The sequence below is a fragment of the Mesorhizobium sp. M0051 genome (assembly GCF_040323235.1).
Taxonomy (GTDB): Bacteria; Pseudomonadota; Alphaproteobacteria; order Rhizobiales; family Rhizobiaceae; genus Mesorhizobium.
Map to the genome: position 1 here is coordinate 96,850 of NZ_JAMYUT010000025.1, position 17,780 is coordinate 114,629.

Consider the following 17,780-nt stretch of genomic DNA (forward strand, 5'->3'; position numbering starts at 1 on the left):
CACCGTGACGACTTGCGCTCGCCGTGGCCGTCTCAGCTACAAGGACATGACACAACATGCAGACCGGTTCCACTCCACGCGACCGAATCGGCGTTTCCGCATCCGGCGGATTGGGCGCGCAGGCGCGCGGCGCATCTGGCGGGCTGCTCCCGGAGATCTGGATGCAGGACGGCGCAAAGCGGGTCGAACAGGCGCTGGCGCGTCTGCTCTGCGCCGAAGACGACGGTAAGACAGAGCTGATGGCGGCCATGCGCTACGCCACCTTGCATGGCGGGAAGCGCACCCGCGCCTTGCTCTGTCTGGCTGCCGGCGCACTGGCGGGCACGCCGGCGCACCTGCTCGACGACGTCGGCGCCGCCATCGAGATGATGCACGCCTGTACCCTGGTCCACGACGACCTGCCCGCGATGGACGACGACGTGCTTCGCCGCGGCCTTCCGACCGTGCACGTAAAGTTCGGCGAAGCCACTGCGATCCTGGTCGGCGATGCGCTGCAGGCCCACGCCTTCCTGACGCTGGCGAGCCTGGATGCGCCGGGCGACAACCGTATCGCGCTCGTGCGCGAACTGGCGCAGGCGGTGTCCGCCGAGGGTGCCGCAGGCGGGCAGGCCATCGATCTGTCGCTGGTCGGAAAGCACGCCGGGCTGGACAGGATCCTGGCGATGCATGGGATGAAAACCGGAGCGCTAGTGCGCGCGTCGGTTCGCATGGGCGCGCTATACTCCATCACGGACGATGCCGCGCACGCTGCGCTGTACTGTGCGCTCGATCGCTACACCGCCTGTTTTGGCCTGGCTTTGCAGGTGGCCGACGACATTCTCGACGCGACGGCGGATACCGCGACTCTTGGCAAGACCCCCGGCAAGGACGCGGCGGCGCAGAAGCCGACCTGCGCGTCGATCATGGGGCTGCAGGCAGCGCGTCAGTTCGCACTGTATTTGTTGCACGACGCCGGGGAGGCCATCGCCCCTCTGGGGCCGCGTGCGGAAGGGTTGGCGCAGATGCTGCAGCGGGCCAACGTCTATCTGTCCGCGCCATGCGCATGAGCGCGCCCATCCGTAAGGACTCGCCCCTGTGCTGCTGCGATCGGCCGGCGGGCGCTGCATGCTGCACTGTGTCCGTGTCGGCGGCGACGTGCGCGACGTCTGCCCGTTTCTGTTCTCGTTAGCCCTCTGCAGAAGGAACATCCCGCGTGAACGCGCTGTCCGAACAGATCCTTTCCGAATTGCGTCACCTGCTGAGCGAGATGAGCGACGGTGGCAGCGTCGGTCCGGCCGTCTACGACACGGCGCGAGCTCTGCAGTTCGACGGCAATGTCACCGGTCGGCAGGACGCATACGCGTGGCTCATCGCGCAGCAACAGGCCGATGGCGGATGGGGAAGTGCGGACTTCCCGCTGTTTCGCCATGCGCCTACGTGGGCGGCGTTGCTGGCCTTGCAGCGTGCCGATCCTCTTCCCGGCGCCGCCGACGCAGCCCAGGCTGCAATCCGGTTCCTCGAGCGCCAGCCCGATCCCTACGCGCATGCGGTGCCGGAAGACGCGCCCATCGGCGCGGAGCTGATCCTGCCGCAGTTGTGCAACGAGGCCGCATCCTTGCTGGGCGGCGTGGCGTTTGCGCGCCACCCGGCGCTGTTGCCGTTGCGGCAAGCACGCCTGGTCAAGCTGGGGGCAGTTGCGACGTTGCCGAGCGGCCATCCGTTGCTGCACTCCTGGGAAGCCTGGGGGACGTCGCCGGCCACCGCATGCCCGGACGACGACGGCAGCATTGGCATCAGTCCAGCGGCCACCGCCGCGTGGCGTGCGCACGCCGTGACACAGGGAAGAACGCCGCAGGTCGGGCGCACCGACGGGTATCTGCAGGCGGCATCGCGGGCAACGCGCACCGGCATCGAAGGTGTCGTTCCCAACGTCTGGCCGATCAATGTGTTCGAGCCATGCTGGTCGCTGTACACCCTGCATCTGGCCGGTCTGTTCGCGCATCCCGCGCTCGCCGAGGCGGTGCAAGTGATCATCGCGCAACTCGACGCCCGCCTCGGAGTCCGCGGTCTGGGCCCTGCCTTGCACTTCGCGGCCGATGCGGACGACACCGCCGTTGCGTTGTGCGTCCTTCGCCTTGCAGGCCGCGACCCGGCGGCCGACGCGTTGCGCCAGTTCGAAACCGGCGAGCTCTTCGTCACCTTCCCCGGCGAGCGCAATGCCTCGGTGTCGACGAACATCCATGCCCTGCATGCGTTGCGAATGTTGGGAAAGCCCGCCGCCGGCACCAGCGCCTACGTCGAGGCCAATCGCAACCCGCACGGTCTATGGGACAACGAAAAATGGCACGTTTCGTGGCTGTATCCCACCGCGCATGCGATCGCTGCGCTCGCGCAAGGCAAGCCCCAGTGGCGCGACGAGCGCGCGCTGGCGGCGCTGCTGCAGGCGCAGCGCGACGACGGCGGCTGGGGCGCCGGTCGCGCGTCCACATTCGAGGAAACCGCCTATGCGCTGTTCGGGTTGCACGTGATGGACGGGAGCGAAGAGCCGGCAGGGCGCCGGCGCATCGCGCAGGCGGTGGCGCGTGCGCTGAAGTGGATGCTCGCCCGCTACGCGTCGCATGTATTGCCCCAGACGCCGCTGTGGATCGGCAAGGAACTGTATTGCCCCACCCGGGTGGTGCGCGTGGCCGAACTCGCCGGGTTGTGGCTGGCGCTTCGTTGGGGGCGGCGCGTCTCGGCCGAGGGAGCAGGAGGGGGGCCATGATCCAGACCGATCGCGCGCTGCAGCAGGTGCTGGAGTGGGGGCGTTCCCTGACCGGGTTCGCCGACGACCATGCCATAGAAGCGGTCAGGGGCGGCCAGTACATCCTGCAGCGCATCCAGCCGAGCCTGCGCGACACCAGCGCCCGCACCGGCCGCGATCCGCTCGACGAAACGCTGATCGTGGCGTTCTATCGCGAACTGGCGCTGCTGTTCTGGCTCGACGATTGCAACGACCTTGGCCTGATCGCGCCGGAGCAGCTCGCCGCGGTGGAGCAGGCGCTGGGGCAGGGCGTGCCGTGCGCGCTACCAGGATTCGAGGGCTGTGCTGCGCTGCGCGCTTCGCTCGCCGCGCTCGCCTACGATCCTCGCGACTATGCTCAGCTTCTCGACGATACCCGGTGCTACTGCGCGGCGTTGCGCGCCGGACACGCGCAGGCGGCAGGGGCGGAACGCTGGTCCTACGCCGAGTACCTGCACAACGGCATCGATTCGATCGCCTACACGAACGTGTTCTGTTGCCTGTCGTTGCTGTGGGGGCTGGACATGGCGACCTGGCGCGCGCGTCCGGGGTTTCGCCAGGTCCTGCGGCTCATCTCCGCGATAGGGCGCTTGCAGAACGATCTGCATGGACGGGAAAAGGATAGATCGGCCGGCGAGGCCGACAACGCGGCGATCCTGCTGCTGCAGCGCTATCCGGCTATGCCTGTGGTGGAGTTCCTCAAGGACGAGTTGGCCGGCCACACACGCATGCTGCACCGGATGATGGCGCAAGAACGCTTTCCTGCGCCGTGGGGACCGTTGATCGAAGCCATGGCGGCGATCCGCGCGCACTACTACGAGACCTCAACCAGCCGCTACCGCAGCGACGCTGCGGGCGGAGGCCAGCGTGCGCCGGCCTGAACGGGGGGGAAACGGCGGCGGGCGCGCGCTGCCGTCGGTCAGACCCGACGCAACGCCGTCGCCCGATGACGCGGATCGAGCGAGCATCAGCGACACCAACTTGAGCCGGCGAAAGGACGACCACCTGGACATCGTGCTGGATCGGCGAACGGCACGGGCCAAGGCCGCCGCCGGCTGGGAGTACATTCGTTTCGAACACTGCGCATTGCCCGAGTTGGACCTGACGCAGATCGACCTGAGCGCCTCGCTGGTTGGCAAGACCATGCGCGCGCCGCTGCTGATCAGCTCCATGACCGGCGGCATGCCACGCGCGGAGTCCATCAACCGCCATCTGAGCGAGGCAGCGCAAGCCTTGGGGATCGCCATGTGCGTCGGTTCGCAGCGCGTGAGCCTGCGATCCCCCAACTCCCATGGGCTGACGCGCGCGCTGCGCCGCCTGGCCCCAGACGTTCCATTGCTTGCCAATATCGGCGCCGCGCAACTGCGCGAGGCCGACGGCCTGGACCTGGCGCGCCGGGCGGTGGATGCACTGGAGGCCGATGGACTCATCGTCCATCTCAATCCACTGCAGGAAGCGGTACAGCCGGAGGGCGACCGCGACTGGCGAGGCGTCCTGGCGCAGATCGCTCGCGCCGCGCGCAGCGTCGGCGTGCCGATCGTGGCCAAGGAAGTAGGGTCGGGCCTCTCGGCCTCGGTGGCTTGTGCGCTCGTTCAGGCGGGCGTGGCGGTGATCGATGTCGCCGGCGCCGGCGGCACCAGTTGGGCCGCGGTGGAGGGCGAGCGCGCCCGCGATGCCGCCGACCGCGCAGTGGCGATGGCGTTCGCCGATTGGGGGATCCCGACCCCGGCCAGCGTGCAGGCGGTACGTCGGGCGATGCCAGCGGTGAAGCTGATCGCGTCGGGCGGGATCAGCGACGGCGTCGACGTGGCCAAGGCCATCCGCCTGGGCGCGGACATCGCCGGGCAGGCAGCCGGCGTGCTGCGCGCGGCTACGCAATCCAGCGAGGCCGTTGTCGCGCATTTCGAGATCGTTATCCGCCAGTTGGCCGTCGCCTGCTTCTGCACCGGCTCGGCTGATCTGGTGGCGTTGCGTCAGGCGCGCTTGTTGCCCTCGGCGCACCTGCCCGCCGGTTGACGCCGGCGGCGCCCGTACGTGCGGCGGGCGCTACTCTTACTGAGTGAGAAAGTCTCGGAAGCGGGGGGATTGCCTGGTCGCGGGTTTGTTCGGGTGCTGCTTCGTGATCGGGGAGGCACCCCGCCATGCCCCTAACGGACAGCCGAGAGTAAAGCGGTATTCGACGGCTATGTCGATGCTTGATCAGGGTGACCGGTCACGCAGAGCGAGAAGCCCCTAAAAGGGTCGGAACACCAGGTGCGGTGGGAGACCGGCAGGAGCAGATGGTACAAAGCCATTGCCATCAAGGAGTGGCGATCACATTGACCCCGAGTCAGCGCGGTCGGCCGTATGAACGAGAAGAGGGAAGCGATTTCAGCTGCCGGACGCGCCTTGATTTAACATTTCGAATTTCGGAGGGCTGATCGGGCGTCAGTTTCGGACGACGTTCACCGTCGGGCGGCGCCAAATGCAGGATGATTGATCTCTTTATGTATCATAAGGCTGATAAATGATACGCAAACAGATCCTAACGTGTTGACTCGATCATTGGATAAGATACTCTGCCATATCATCTAGCATTGGAATGGATCGTTTACATATCATATGGACCCTCAATCGGAAATTCTACGGGAAATCGGTGGGCTTTTCAGGCAGGCGAGGCTGGCCGCTGCGCTGACGCAAGAGCAGGTCGCTGATTTGGCGGGTATATCCCGTCCCCGGTATCGCGACATCGAAAAGGGAGCCGCAGCCGCGCGTGCAACAGCGCTCATGAATATCGCTCGCGCGCTCGGTCTGGAAATGATGCTGGTTCCGCAAGTCATGGTGCCGGCTGTCCAGGCTCTATTGCGTCCGCATGATGATGACGATCGACCCGCCTTTGTTTCTCAACCTGACGATGACGATCATGCCTCCAGTCTTTCGCGCACCTAAGACGATCCCGTCGCTGGACGTGCTCTTGAACGCAGTGAAGATCGGCACGATCGTCAGGACGCCGGGCGATTTCAATGCATTCAACTTCGATGAGGCCTACCGCGCGACGGGCGGCTTTCCGGTTCTCAGCCTGTCGTTCCGGGCAGCGACGGGAGGATTGCGGAAAGATCCGAAGCCTCTGGCAAGCGCCTTGCCCGCTTTCTTCGCGAACCTCCTGCCGGAGGAGAAATTGCGGGAGGCGATGGAAAGGCACCACGAAGGCAATGTGCGGCCAGGCAATGACTTCGATCTTTTAGCGGCACTAGGCGCCGATCTGCCGGGAGCCGTACGGGCGTTGCCCAGTGACGGCGCGATAGCGGTTTCGCAGGATGCTTCAAAGGATCAGCCCAAGGCACGGTTCTCGCTTGCCGGCGTGCAGATGAAGCTGTCGGTCATGAAGAACATTGGAAAAGGCGGCGGCCTTACCTTGCCGATGGACGACGAGCAGGGCCGGTACATTGCCAAGTTCCCTTCGACGGCCTTTCCGGGCGTTTCCGAGAACGAATTCGCCAACCTGGCGCTGGCAGCAGCAATCGGCATGGACGTTCCTGAATGCGAACTGGTCGAGAAGTCCGATTTTGAGGGCGTTCCCGAAGAATTCAACACGCTGTCTGACGGCAAGGTCCTTCTCGTCAAACGCTTCGATCGCGGCGCCGGTGGCGAGAGGATACACATCGAGGATTTCGCTCAGGTCTTCGGTGTCTACCCTTCGCGCAAATATGAGGGGGCTGCTTATCACGACATAGCCTTGGCTCTTGGCGTGGCCGTCTCGCCTACGGCGGCTCTCGAGTTCGTCCGCCGCCTGGCACTGACCGTCATCAGCGGCAATGGCGACATGCACCTGAAAAACTGGTCTTTGATCTATCCCGGTAACGGCGACAAGCCGGCGCTTGCACCAATCTACGACCTCCTATCCACCGTGCCATATATTCCCGCCGACGCCATGGCGCTGTCGCTTGGAGGAGAGCGCTCGTTCAAGGCGCTGGCAGCACCGCGATGGAAAGCATTTGCGAACCGTGCACGGCTTCCGGAGCCAGCAGTCCTGAAGGCAGTGGTCGAGACGGTCAAACTCGTCAACGAGTACTGGTGGCGTCTGCCTGAGCGCGACGTTGTCGCAGCGAAAGTGCTCGAGCGGATCGACGGACATGTGAAGGCGATGACGCCGATACTGAACTCCTGTGCCGACAAGTGAGCCGAGACCCCCGAATTGCTGATATAGCGGGACCATCCGGCTGTGGCACCGGATGAGTGGCCGCGGACCGATGGTATGCCAGCGTCGCGCGCAGGATTCTACGCAGTCTCGACGAGGACACGCGAGACGAAGCACGTCAGCTCGCTGGCACAGAAAGTTTCGCAGCTTCCCGCAAGTAGGTTGAGATGCTGTTCGTCAACTTCAACATAACGACGCGGTGCAAACGAATTCGGTGACTGAGGATCGCGATCCGACGCTTTGTGTCGCCAATGTCGCGTCCGCTACACGGGCTGTTCCGACGATCCTTTCTTGGAACTCAAGCTAAACCCCTGAAAAGCAACCATGAAATTATTCTTCTGTTGGATCAGCCAAATTGGCATGAGTCTTGAGATCCTTAGGTGCGAGGCGGCTAGAGCTGCCCGACCGGCATTCAAGTCGCGGCAGCCGCGATGAATGGGAACGAAGGAAGGAAAGCTACATGTCAGGTTTGCGTCAGATCGCCTTTTACGGCAAGGGCGGCATCGGCAAGTCCACCACCTCCCAAAATACGCTCGCCGCCCTGGTCGACCTCGGGCAGAGAATCCTCATCGTCGGCTGCGACCCCAAAGCCGACTCCACCCGCCTGATCCTGAACGCGAAGGCGCAGGATACGGTCCTGCATCTCGCGGCAGAGGAAGGTTCGGTGGAAGACCTGGAACTCGCGGACGTGCTCAAGGTCGGCTACAAAGGCATCAAATGCGTGGAGTCGGGCGGACCCGAGCCAGGTGTCGGCTGCGCCGGCCGCGGCGTGATCACCTCGATCAACTTCCTCGAGGAGAACGGCGCCTACGACGATGTCGATTATGTCTCCTACGACGTGCTCGGGGATGTGGTGTGTGGCGGTTTCGCGATGCCGATCCGCGAGAACAAGGCCCAGGAAATCTATATCGTCATGTCCGGCGAGATGATGGCGCTCTATGCCGCCAATAACATCGCCAAGGGCATCCTGAAATACGCCCATTCGGGCGGCGTGCGGCTCGGTGGCCTGATCTGTAACGAGCGCCAAACCGACCGCGAGCTCGACCTCGCCGAAGCGCTGGCTTCCAGGCTCAATTCCAAGCTTATCCACTTCGTGCCGCGCGACAACATCGTCCAGCACGCCGAGCTCAGGAAGATGTCTGTGATCCAGTATGCGCCGGACTCGAAGCAGGCCGGGGAATACAGGGCGCTGGCCGAGAAGATTCACGGGAATTCGGGCCAGGGCACCATCCCGACCCCGATCACCATGGAGGAGCTCGAGGACATGCTGCTCGACTTCGGCATCATGAAGACCGACGAGCAGATGCTTGCCGAGCTTCAGGTCAAGGAAGCGGCCAAGGCGGCCGCACAGTAGCGACCGCTGCCGACATGAGGCGCCGCCTTACCTGGTGCGCCTTTCAAAGAACGGCGCCTCGTCGGTGAGGCGTCACCCTGAACCTTGAAAGGGGTCCCATGAGCCTGGAATACGAGAATGACGGTGCCCTCCATGCGAAGCTTATCGAGGAGGTGCTGTCGCAATATCCTGACAAGTCGGCGAAGCGCCGCAAAAAGCACCTCAGCGTTGCAAAGAGCGGCGACGAGGCTGGCGAGGAAAGCGAGGTCCTTTCCGAATGCGATGTCAAATCGAACATCAAGTCCATCCCCGGCGTGATGACGATTCGCGGCTGCGCCTATGCCGGCTCGAAAGGCGTGGTGTGGGGTCCAGTCAAGGATATGGTCCATATCTCGCACGGGCCGGTAGGCTGCGGGCAATATTCCTGGTCTCAACGCCGCAACTACTACGTCGGCACGACCGGCATCGACACGTTCGTCACGATGCAGTTCACCTCCGATTTCCAGGAGAAGGACATTGTTTTCGGCGGCGACAAGAAGCTGGAACGGATCATCGACGAGATCGAGGAACTGTTTCCGCTGAACAAGGGCATGACTGTGCAATCCGAATGCCCGATCGGCCTGATTGGCGACGACACCGAAGCTGTGTCCCGCAACAAGGCCAAGGAGCACGAGAAGACAATCGTGCCGGTGCGCTGCGAGGGCTTCCGCGGCGTCTCGCAATCCCTCGGCCACCACATCGCCAACGACGCGATCCGCGACTGGGTGTTCGAGAAGAAGGAAGTGGAGTTCGAGTCCGGCCCGTACGATGTCAATGTGGTCGGCGACTACAATATCGGCGGCGACGCTTGGGCTTCGCGCATCCTGCTTGAGGAGATGGGCCTGCGCGTGGTCGGCAACTGGTCGGGCGACGCTACGCTGACCGAAATAGAGCGGGCGCCAAAGGCGAAGCTCAATCTCATCCATTGCTACAGGTCGATGAACTACATCTGCCGGCACATGGAGGAAAAGTATGGCATCGCCTGGATGGAGTACAATTTCTTCGGCCCCTCCCAGACTGAAGCCTCTCTGCGCAAGATAGCCAAGCACTTCGGGCCGGAAATCGAGGCCAAGGCCGAGGCGGTCATCGCCAAATACCGGCCCTTGGTCGATGCCATAATCGCCAAGTACCGGCCGCGCCTCGAAGGCAGGACGGTGATGCTCTATGTCGGCGGGCTGCGCCCCCGTCACGTCGTCACGGCATATGAGGACCTGGGCATGGTGATCGTCGGCACTGGCTACGAATTTGGCCATAACGACGACTATCAGCGCACCGGCCACTACGTGAAGAAGGGCACCCTGATCTATGACGACGTGACTGGTTACGAGCTGGAGAAGTTCATCGAAGGGATCCGTCCTGATCTCGTTGGCTCCGGCATCAAAGAGAAGTACCCGGTCCAGAAGATGGGCATACCGTTCCGTCAAATGCATTCCTGGGATTATTCCGGCCCGTATCACGGCTACGACGGCTTCGCCATCTTCGCCCGAGACATGGACCTGGCCATCAACAACCCGGTCTGGAACCTCTACGACGCTCCCTGGAAGAAAAAAGCCGAGCCGTCGGCGGCGATCGCAGCCGAATGAAACCCTGGCCTCCCGGAAGCCGGGAGGCAGTGAACGCCTGTGGCCGCTTGTCCGCGGGAGACCTGAAACGTTTCGACGTCCCTGTGCCGCCCTATGGCGGGCCAGATGGAAAGAGGTAACCACCCATGCCGCAGTCGGCTGAAAAAGTTCTCGACCACGCGCCCCTGTTCCGCGAGCCGGAATACAGGCAGATGCTAGCCGAGAAGAGGCTGAATTTCGAATGTCCTCACCCGGACCAGATCGTTACCGACCAAGGCGAATTCACCAAGACGTGGGAATACCGCGAAAAGAACCTTGCTCGCGAAGCGCTTGTCGTGAACCCCGCCAAGGCCTGCCAGCCGCTCGGCGCGGTGTTCGCGGCCGCAGGCTTCGAGCGAACCATGTCCTTCGTCCACGGCAGCCAGGGCTGCGTCGCCTATTACCGCTCGCACCTGTCGCGCCATTTCAAGGAGCCTGCTTCGGCGGTTTCCTCCTCGATGACCGAGGACGCGGCAGTGTTCGGCGGCCTGAAGAACATGGTCGACGGGCTCGCCAATACGTACCAACTTTACGACCCAAAGATGATCGCCGTCTCGACCACTTGTATGGCGGAGGTCATTGGCGACGACCTGCACAGCTTCATCGAGAACGCCAAGGACGAAGGCTCGGTCCCGCGCGACTTCGACGTGCCCTTCGCCCACACGCCGGCCTTTGTCGGCAGCCATGTCGACGGCTATGACGTTGCGGTCAAGGGCATTTTGGAGCATTTCTGGAAGGGCGAGGAGCGAACTGAAGCCGAGGGAACCGTCAACATCATTCCGGGCTTCGACGGGTTCTGTGTCGGCAACAACCGGGAACTCAAGCGCCTGCTCGATCTGATAGGCGTGTCCTATACCTTCATCCAAGACGCCTCTGACCAGTTCGACACGCCGTCCGACGGCGAATACCGCATGTACGACGGCGGCACGAAGATCGAAGAGGTGAGGAAGGCACTCAACGCCGAGGCGACGCTGTCGCTACAGCGTTACAACACCCGAAAAACACTGGAGTATTGCGAGGGGGTGGGGCAGGCGACTGCCTCGTTCCATTACCCTCTCGGAGTCCAGGCGACCGACGACTTCCTGATGGAGGTCTCCGCGATTTCCGGCAACCAAATCCCCGAGGCAATCCGCCTCGAGCGCGGTCGACTTGTTGACGCCATGGCCGACAGCCAATCCTGGCTGCACGGCAAGAAATACGCCATCTACGGCGATCCTGACTTTGTCTATGCCATGGCCCGCTTCATCATGGAGACGGGCGGCGAGCCCACCCATTGCCTCGCCACCAACGGCACCTCGGCATGGGAAGCGGAGTTGAAGGAGCTGCTTGCATCATCGCCCTTCGGCAAGGGTGCTCAAGTCTGGGCGGGCAAGGACCTCTGGGCGATGCGCTCACTGCTCTTCACCGAGCCGGTGGACCTGTTGATCGGCAACTCCTACGGCAAGTATCTGGAGCGCGACACGGGCACGCCGCTGATCCGGCTGACGTTTCCGATCTTCGACCGCCACCATCACCATCGGTTTGCGCTCATGGGCTACCAAGGCGGATTGCGCGTCCTGACGACGATCCTCGACAAGATCTTCGACAAGCTCGATCGCGAGACAAGCGAGACGGGCGTGACGGACTATTCGTATGACCTTACCCGCTAAGCATGGCGGCCGGCTCTTCGGTTAGGCCGGTCGTCTTCTCGAGGGACTTGGAGACTGACGCAATGTCCTCGCTCAGAGCGAAAATCCAGGATGTCTTCAACGAGCCTGCCTGCGAAAACAACCGCGGCAAGGATGCCAAGGCGCGCAAGGAGGGCTGTTCCAAGCCACTGACCCCCGGAGCGGCGGCCGGTGGCTGTGCCTTCGATGGCGCCAAGATCGTACTGCAGCCGATCACCGACGTCGCACACCTGGTCCATGGGCCGCTCGCCTGCGAGGGCAATTCCTGGGACAACCGCGGTGCGGCTTCGTCCGGGCCAACGCTGTGGCGCACAAGCTTCACGACCGACCTCACCGAACTCGATGTTGTGATGGGGCAGGGCGAGCGCAAGCTTTTCAAAGCGATCCGCGAGATCAAGGAAGCGTATGGGCCGCCGGCGATCTTCGTCTATTCGACCTGCGTGACGGCGCTGATCGGCGACGACATCGAGGCTGTCTGCAAGCGCGCGGCGGCAAAGTTCGACTTGGCCGTTGTACCGGTCAATGCGCCGGGCTTCGTCGGTTCCAAGAATCTCGGCAACAAGCTTGCCGGCGAGGCGTTGCTCGAGCATGTCATCGGCGCGGTCGAGCCCGACGATGCCGGCCCTTACGACATCAACATTCTTGGCGAATTCAACCTCTCGGGCGAATTCTGGCTGGTGAAGCCGCTGCTGGATCGGCTCGGGATCCGGGTGCGCGCCTGCATTCCGGGTGACGCACGTTACGTCGACATTGCCGGCGCGCACCGCGCCCGCGCGGCTATGATGGTGTGCTCGACCGCTCTCATCAATCTCGCCCGCAAGATGGAGCAGCGCTGGGGCATCCCGTTTTTCGAGGGCTCCTTCTACGGCATCACCGATACCTCGGATGCACTCCGGAACATAGCTGAGCTGCTCGTGAAGCAGGGTGCTGATCCGGAGATCCTCGGCCGCACCGAGCTATTGATTGCAGAGGAAGAGGCGATCGCTTGGAAGAAGCTAGCGGCCTACCGGCCGAGGCTCGCAGGCAAGCGCGTGCTGCTCAACACCGGCGGCGTGAAGTCCTGGTCGGTCGTCCATGCGCTGATGGAGATCGGGATCGAGATCGTCGGCACCTCTGTCAAGAAGTCGACCGTCGAAGACAAGGAGCGGATCAAGCAGATCCTCAAGGACGACAACCATATATTCGAGCAGATGGCAGCGCGCGAGCTTTACGCCACGCTCTCCGAACACAAGGCCGATATCCTGCTATCAGGCGGGCGCACGCAATTCGTCGCTCTGAAGGCCAAGACACCCTGGCTCGACATCAACCAGGAGCGCCAACACCCTTACGCCGGCTATGACGGCATGTTGGAACTCGTACGCCAGATCGACCTGGCCATTCAAAACCCCATCTGGTGCCAGGTACGGGAGCCGGCACCATGGGATTGCCGGCCTGCGGTGGGGGAGGAACTGCCGCGCACGAAAAGCGAGAGCCTGACCTTGCATACTGTCCAGGAATTCGCGGGCACGACGGCCAACGATTTCGGCGAGTGTTGAGGAGAGCCGATGGGCCGCATCCTTCCCCAGACCAAAGCGGCGGCGGTCAATCCGCTGAAGTCATCGCAGCCATTGGGTGCCGCCTTGGCCTTTCTTGGCGTCGACGGCGCGATGCCGTTGTTCCACGGCAGCCAGGGGTGCACCAGCTTCGCGCTCGTGCTCTTGGTGCGACATTTCAAGGAAGCCATTCCCTTGCAGACAACCGCGATGGACGAGGTGGCAACGATCCTCGGCGGGCCAGACCATCTGGAAGAGGCGATCCTCAACCTCAAGGCCCGCACAAAGCCAACGCTGATCGGGGTTTGCACGACCGCGCTGGTGGAAACCCGGGGCGACGACTGCGCAGGAGATATCGCCAGTATCAGGCTGAAGCGCACCAAAGAACTCGCGGGTACGGAGGTGGTGCTGGCCAACACACCGGATTTCGATGGTGCGATCGAAGAGGGCTGGGCCAAAGCTGTCACCGCGATGATCGAAGGGATTACACGGCCCGGCGAGCAGGCGCGGCAATCGAAAAAGATCGTGATCCTGCCTGGCTGGAACCTCACTGTGGCTGACATCGAGCATTTGCGTGAGATGGTTGAGAGCTTTGGACTGAAGCCGGTGATTTTGCCGGACGTCTCCGGCTCGCTCGACGGTACGGTGCCCGACCGTTGGGTCACGACCACCTATGGCGGCACCAGCGTCGAGGATATCCGTGAGCTTGGCACGGCCGAGCAATGCATCGCCATCGGTGAGCATATGCGCCGCCCGGCCGAGCTGCTGCAGAGGTTGACCGGCGTGCCTTACGTGCTGTTCCGGTCGCTGACTGGATTGAAGGACGCCGACCGGTTCGTCTCGCTGCTGTCCGCAGTTTCGGGCGCGGCAGCGCCGGCTGGGGTGCGCCGTCGCCGGGCGCAGTTGCAGGACGCGTTGCTCGACGGACATTTCCATTTTGGAGGTAAGAAAATTGCGATCGCTGCTGAACCAGACCAACTCTACCAACTCGCGAGCTTCTTCATCGGCATGGGCTCCGAAATCGCGGCGGCGGTCACAACGGCCGCTATGTCGAAAATTCTGGAGGAAGTGCCGGCGCAGTCGGTTCAAATCGGCGATCTCGGCGATTTGGAAGCTCTTGGCGCCGGCGCTGATCTTCTCGTCACCCATTCCCACGGCCGCCAGGCGGCGCAGCGCCTCAGCATTCCGCTCATGCGGGTCGGCTTCCCGATCTTCGACCGGCTCGGGGCCCAGCACAAGCTCACAATCCTCTACCAGGGGACCCGCGACCTGATCTTCGAGGTTGCCAACATTTTTGAAGCCAACCGGCGCGCGCCGACGCCTGACGCGCTTGATCCACTCCGTAAGCGAGAAATGCCTGATGAGCTCCGTTCGTCGCCTCTCGCTCGTCACTGACGAGGTTCACGCACCGAAGCCGGAACGCCAAGCCGGCGCATTGCGCGTGGCAATCGCCACGCACGACATGAAGAACCTCAACGCCCATTTCGGGTCGGCCAGGCGCTTTGCTGTCTACGAAGTGATGCGCGAGGAGTGGAATCTCGTGGAAGCCGTGGTCTTCGATGATGTTTCCGACGAGAGCGGGAAGCACCGAACTGAGGGCGACGATCGCATCACCCCGAAGGTGGAGGCGCTAAAGGGCTGTCATCTCCTGTTTTGTCGGGCGATCGGCGGACCTTCGGCAGCCAAACTTGTTTCCGCAAAGATCCATCCGATCAAATTGCCGCAGCCCCAGACCATCCAAGAGGTGCTGTTGCGCACGCAGATGATGCTCAGGACGTGTCCTCCCCCTTGGCTGCGCAAGGTGCTGGCGCAGGCGGGTGTCGCTGAACAGAAACCCTCCTTCGAGGACGAAAGCTGAAATGAGGAGTGAGCGAAATGTCTGATGCCGAGGTTAGCCCTGCCGCCACCGAGGACGAGGCGGCCCTTGCCACCCCGTTCGTCAAATGCCTCGTGCGGCTGATCCGTGCCAATGATTCCCACGGGTCATGGGAAGGCAAATCGGATGCCGAGCTGCTGGGCGCCTTCATCATCACCAGGGAACAGCGCCGTAAAATTCCAATCATCGGCGATCCCGATCCGGACGTGCTGTGGAGGCTCGATAAGTTCTACACCGCCGTCGGGCTTGCGATTGAGGAGCGCACGGGCCTGATGGCATCGCCGATGATGGAGATGAGCCATGAGGGCTTCGGGCGCGTGCTCTTCACGGCCGGGCGGTTGGTCGTTCTGTCAAAGACCCTGCGCGACGTCCACCGGTTCGGTTTCGAGACGTTCTGGAAGCTCGCCGCAGCCGGTACCAAACTGGCCGGCGATGCTACCGCAGCCATTGAGGCTCATCCCGAGGTGGCGCGGGCGTGATGCAACCGACTTTCGATCGAGGGGATCATGTCAGGTCTTGAGGACATGCGGTGGCCAGCCCTCTCAATCGAGGCGGTCGAGGCCGATGTGGTTCTTGGGGTAGCGCTGATGAAGCCACTGGTCTTGATCTGTTCGCAAGATGCGGAGTTGTATCTGTTCCTCAGCCACATTCTGGGGGTGGACGGCTTCACGAGTGAGCCGGCAGGCGGCGTGAAGGAAGCACTTGCATTGGCCGATCAACGGGAGCTCCAGGCGGTAGTCCTGGATTGCGGGCCAGCAAGCGCGACAGGCTCCACAATCTGCGCCCGGTTCAAGGGGGAGCCCCGGACTGGCCTCCTGCCCGTCATTGCGTTGATCGCGCCCGGCGCCGAGAACCAGCACCTCGATCTCTTGAAGGCGGGTATTGACGAGAGCTTTGTGCGGCCCTTCGCGCCGGCCAAGCTGCTTGACTGTCTCCGCACGAAGCTGGCGTTGCCACAGCCAGGCTCAAACGGGATAAAAAACGGCAGCTGGCTCTGTTGCGGCAGCCTTGAGATGAAGCTCGATGCTTACCGGGTTCGAGGTAATGGCCACGACATCCATCTCGGACCTCTCGAATTCAACCTGCTGCGGCAATTTCTTGAGGCTCCCGGCAAGGTCTTCAGCCGAGACGAGCTGATCGACGCGGCCTGGCCGGACAATATCCATATCGGTGAACGCACTGTCGACGTCCATATCAGCCGGATCAGAAAGGCGCTGAAGGCGGCCTCGCCAGGTAGCGTCATTCGTACTGTCAGGTCTGCCGGCTACTCGCTCGAGAAGCCGGACGACTGAATAGCGGACGTTGGTGTGCCACTCTCCATCTTCGTTGGAAGGCAAGTCTTGCAGCTTCGAAACGCGCTACGGGCGCGACATACTCAGGGGGAGCAGTCAGATGGCCTTCAAAAGCCTACTCAGTGTAGCGGGAGCTGACCACTCCGATCGGGACGTCAGAACAGCTGCAACTTTATGTGCCGAGGTCGGCGCGTATCTTTCCGTACTGATTTTGTCGCCTCCGCCGCTCGTTATGTCGCCTCCGCCCTAGGCGACGGCATCCCCGAGTGGCCTGGACAACGCGCACACGCCATTGCCGCACTGGAAAAACGGTACAGGCAAATCGAGAGATTTTCACATGACACGGCCAGTTTGGAAAAAACATCGAGCGAAATTCACAAACTGCTGAGAGCCACGTGGCGGTGCTATGATGTCGATATTGCCAACTGCGATCAGGCCAACATCGGTGACGCGGTACGACAGCGGGCGCTCTGCAATGACCTGACAATCGTCGGCCCCTCACTTCTCAACGACATTAACGTCGGTCCGCTTGTTATCAACGGCAGCCTGTTCGACACCGGAAAGCCGGCGCTTGTCGTGCCGGAGGGCGCTGAGGCGACTCTGTCGCCACGGCGCGTGCTGGTCGGCTGGGATTCGCGAGTCGAGGCGTCCCGTTCGGTTGAGAAGCGCTGCATCTGCTATCCGCCGCTGAGGAAGTTCGTGTTGCTCTCGTCGATCATGAGGCGACCTGCACCGGAAGCGGCGCCGAGCCGGGAGCCGACATCGCTGCCTATCTCACTCGGCATGGTGCTCGGGTGTCGGTTGACCTGCTGCCGAGCGCCGGCAAACCGGTGGCCATGATACTCGCGCAGCACGCAATCGATACGTCTGCCAACATGATTGTCATGGGTGCCTATGGCAGTCGCCGACTGCGCGAGCGGCTCTTCGGTGGCGTGACAAGATGGATTGTTGGCAAGCCGCCATTGCCGCTGTTTTTGGCTCGCTGACGGGTTTTGAAGCAGCACCGATGCTGTTCGAAGCTCTACTCCCCCGGGTCACCTATTCTGATACCAAGTCGGAGAAAGGTGGCCGCAACGCGCAGGTCTCGCGAAGCTCCTCGGAGCCAATCGGCACGCCCCCCTCGCCGAGACATCCCGGACGTCTCCAGCGCTCTCTCCGGGTTCTGCTCGCCCGAGATGATCCGTAATGCGGAGACCAACGGCCGGCAGAGGTACAGGCGCTCCTCAATGCAATCAAAACCGGGGCTTCGCAGGTCGGCGTCAAGGTCGAGAAAGAGCGTCGTTTCAGCGCGGCAGGCCGAGTTCGGACCCGTAGCGGCATTGCACGGGCGCTATCACGATCTCCTCGCTACTGGCTGGGAGCTGAACGACGCAATGGCTGTGCCGTGGCCAAGGCCCTCAACTTCAAGTCTGGACTTAGAGACTGTTTTGAAAATCGGCTTGCCGGGGGGTTTCGTCTGAGGCTGGGTTATGATTCAAGCTTTAGATGTGGACAAAGCAGAG

15 protein-coding genes are annotated in these 17,780 nt (G+C 62.7%); all 15 read left to right on the forward strand.

All coding sequences use genetic code 11. The features are described from left to right. Positions 1-56: 56 nt before the first annotated feature. Positions 57-1,046 (forward strand): polyprenyl synthetase family protein, encoded by a 990-nt coding sequence (locus NKJ90_RS23675; RefSeq protein ID WP_352486909.1) that lies wholly within the window; start codon positions 57-59, stop codon positions 1,044-1,046. A 146-nt stretch (positions 1,047-1,192) separates the two neighbouring features. Further along, on the forward strand, positions 1,193-2,743 hold the full coding sequence (locus tag NKJ90_RS23680) for a hypothetical protein (protein WP_352486910.1): 1,551 nt from the start codon (positions 1,193-1,195) through the stop codon (positions 2,741-2,743). After that, on the forward strand, positions 2,740-3,642 hold the full coding sequence (locus NKJ90_RS23685) for a terpene synthase family protein (protein ID WP_352486911.1): 903 nt from the start codon (positions 2,740-2,742) through the stop codon (positions 3,640-3,642). Before NKJ90_RS23680 ends, NKJ90_RS23685 begins: the two co-directional genes overlap by 4 nt. 28 nt (positions 3,643-3,670) lie before the next feature. After that, entirely contained in the window at positions 3,671-4,777 is a 1,107-nt protein-coding gene (gene fni, locus NKJ90_RS23690) for a type 2 isopentenyl-diphosphate Delta-isomerase (RefSeq protein WP_502904938.1), read from the forward strand. A 585-nt stretch (positions 4,778-5,362) separates the two neighbouring features. Beyond that, entirely contained in the window at positions 5,363-5,689 is a 327-nt protein-coding gene (locus tag NKJ90_RS23695) for a helix-turn-helix domain-containing protein (RefSeq protein ID WP_352486912.1), read from the forward strand. After that, entirely contained in the window at positions 5,664-6,920 is a 1,257-nt protein-coding gene (locus NKJ90_RS23700; RefSeq protein ID WP_352486913.1) for a type II toxin-antitoxin system HipA family toxin, read from the forward strand. Before NKJ90_RS23695 ends, NKJ90_RS23700 begins: the two co-directional genes overlap by 26 nt. Before the next feature lie 478 nt (positions 6,921-7,398). Beyond that, a complete protein-coding gene (nifH, locus tag NKJ90_RS23705; RefSeq protein WP_023706403.1) occupies positions 7,399-8,292 on the forward strand; it encodes a nitrogenase iron protein in 894 nt (297 codons plus the stop codon). Between the two features lie 98 nt (positions 8,293-8,390). Next, entirely contained in the window at positions 8,391-9,893 is a 1,503-nt protein-coding gene (nifD, locus tag NKJ90_RS23710; protein WP_352486914.1) for a nitrogenase molybdenum-iron protein alpha chain, read from the forward strand. 125 nt (positions 9,894-10,018) lie between these two features. Continuing rightward, positions 10,019-11,560, forward strand: a complete 1,542-nt coding sequence (gene nifK, locus NKJ90_RS23715; protein ID WP_352486915.1) for a nitrogenase molybdenum-iron protein subunit beta — start codon at positions 10,019-10,021, stop codon at positions 11,558-11,560. Positions 11,561-11,622: 62 nt separating this feature from the next. After that, positions 11,623-13,113, forward strand: a complete 1,491-nt coding sequence (gene nifE, locus NKJ90_RS23720; protein ID WP_352486917.1) for a nitrogenase iron-molybdenum cofactor biosynthesis protein NifE — start codon at positions 11,623-11,625, stop codon at positions 13,111-13,113. Positions 13,114-13,122: 9 nt separating this feature from the next. Then, positions 13,123-14,505 (forward strand): nitrogenase iron-molybdenum cofactor biosynthesis protein NifN, encoded by a 1,383-nt coding sequence (gene nifN, locus NKJ90_RS23725; RefSeq protein ID WP_352486918.1) that lies wholly within the window; start codon positions 13,123-13,125, stop codon positions 14,503-14,505. Beyond that, positions 14,471-14,968, forward strand: a complete 498-nt coding sequence (gene nifX / locus NKJ90_RS23730; protein WP_352486919.1) for a nitrogen fixation protein NifX — start codon at positions 14,471-14,473, stop codon at positions 14,966-14,968. Before nifN ends, nifX begins: the two co-directional genes overlap by 35 nt. 17 nt (positions 14,969-14,985) lie before the next feature. After that, the gene (locus NKJ90_RS23735; protein ID WP_352486921.1) at positions 14,986-15,465 is read left to right on the forward strand and encodes a NifX-associated nitrogen fixation protein; all 480 of its coding nucleotides are present in this window, start codon (positions 14,986-14,988) and stop codon (positions 15,463-15,465) included. 27 nt (positions 15,466-15,492) lie between these two features. Next, positions 15,493-16,278 (forward strand): response regulator transcription factor, encoded by a 786-nt coding sequence (locus tag NKJ90_RS23740; protein ID WP_352486922.1) that lies wholly within the window; start codon positions 15,493-15,495, stop codon positions 16,276-16,278. 794 nt (positions 16,279-17,072) lie between these two features. After that, positions 17,073-17,264, forward strand: coding sequence for a universal stress protein (locus tag NKJ90_RS23745; protein WP_352486923.1), 192 nt, complete (start codon positions 17,073-17,075; stop codon positions 17,262-17,264). Positions 17,265-17,780: the final 516 nt, after the last annotated feature.

Bases quoted from the DNA above. Each gene is read 5' to 3' on its own strand.
- nifE (WP_352486917.1), top strand. From the start codon at position 11,623: ATGTCCTCGCTCAGAGCGAAAATCCAGGATGTCTTCAACGAGCCTGCC.
- NKJ90_RS23685 (WP_352486911.1), top strand. From the start codon at position 2,740: ATGATCCAGACCGATCGCGCGCTGCAGCAGGTGCTGGAGTGGGGGCGT.
- nifD (WP_352486914.1), top strand. From the start codon at position 8,391: ATGAGCCTGGAATACGAGAATGACGGTGCCCTCCATGCGAAGCTTATC.
- nifH (WP_023706403.1), top strand. From the start codon at position 7,399: ATGTCAGGTTTGCGTCAGATCGCCTTTTACGGCAAGGGCGGCATCGGC.
- nifX (WP_352486919.1), top strand. From the start codon at position 14,471: ATGAGCTCCGTTCGTCGCCTCTCGCTCGTCACTGACGAGGTTCACGCA.
- NKJ90_RS23740 (WP_352486922.1), top strand. From the start codon at position 15,493: ATGTCAGGTCTTGAGGACATGCGGTGGCCAGCCCTCTCAATCGAGGCG.
- nifN (WP_352486918.1), top strand. From the start codon at position 13,123: ATGGGCCGCATCCTTCCCCAGACCAAAGCGGCGGCGGTCAATCCGCTG.
- nifK (WP_352486915.1), top strand. From the start codon at position 10,019: ATGCCGCAGTCGGCTGAAAAAGTTCTCGACCACGCGCCCCTGTTCCGC.
- NKJ90_RS23675 (WP_352486909.1), top strand. From the start codon at position 57: ATGCAGACCGGTTCCACTCCACGCGACCGAATCGGCGTTTCCGCATCC.
- NKJ90_RS23735 (WP_352486921.1), top strand. From the start codon at position 14,986: ATGTCTGATGCCGAGGTTAGCCCTGCCGCCACCGAGGACGAGGCGGCC.
- NKJ90_RS23695 (WP_352486912.1), top strand. From the start codon at position 5,363: ATGGACCCTCAATCGGAAATTCTACGGGAAATCGGTGGGCTTTTCAGG.
- NKJ90_RS23700 (WP_352486913.1), top strand. From the start codon at position 5,664: ATGCCTCCAGTCTTTCGCGCACCTAAGACGATCCCGTCGCTGGACGTG.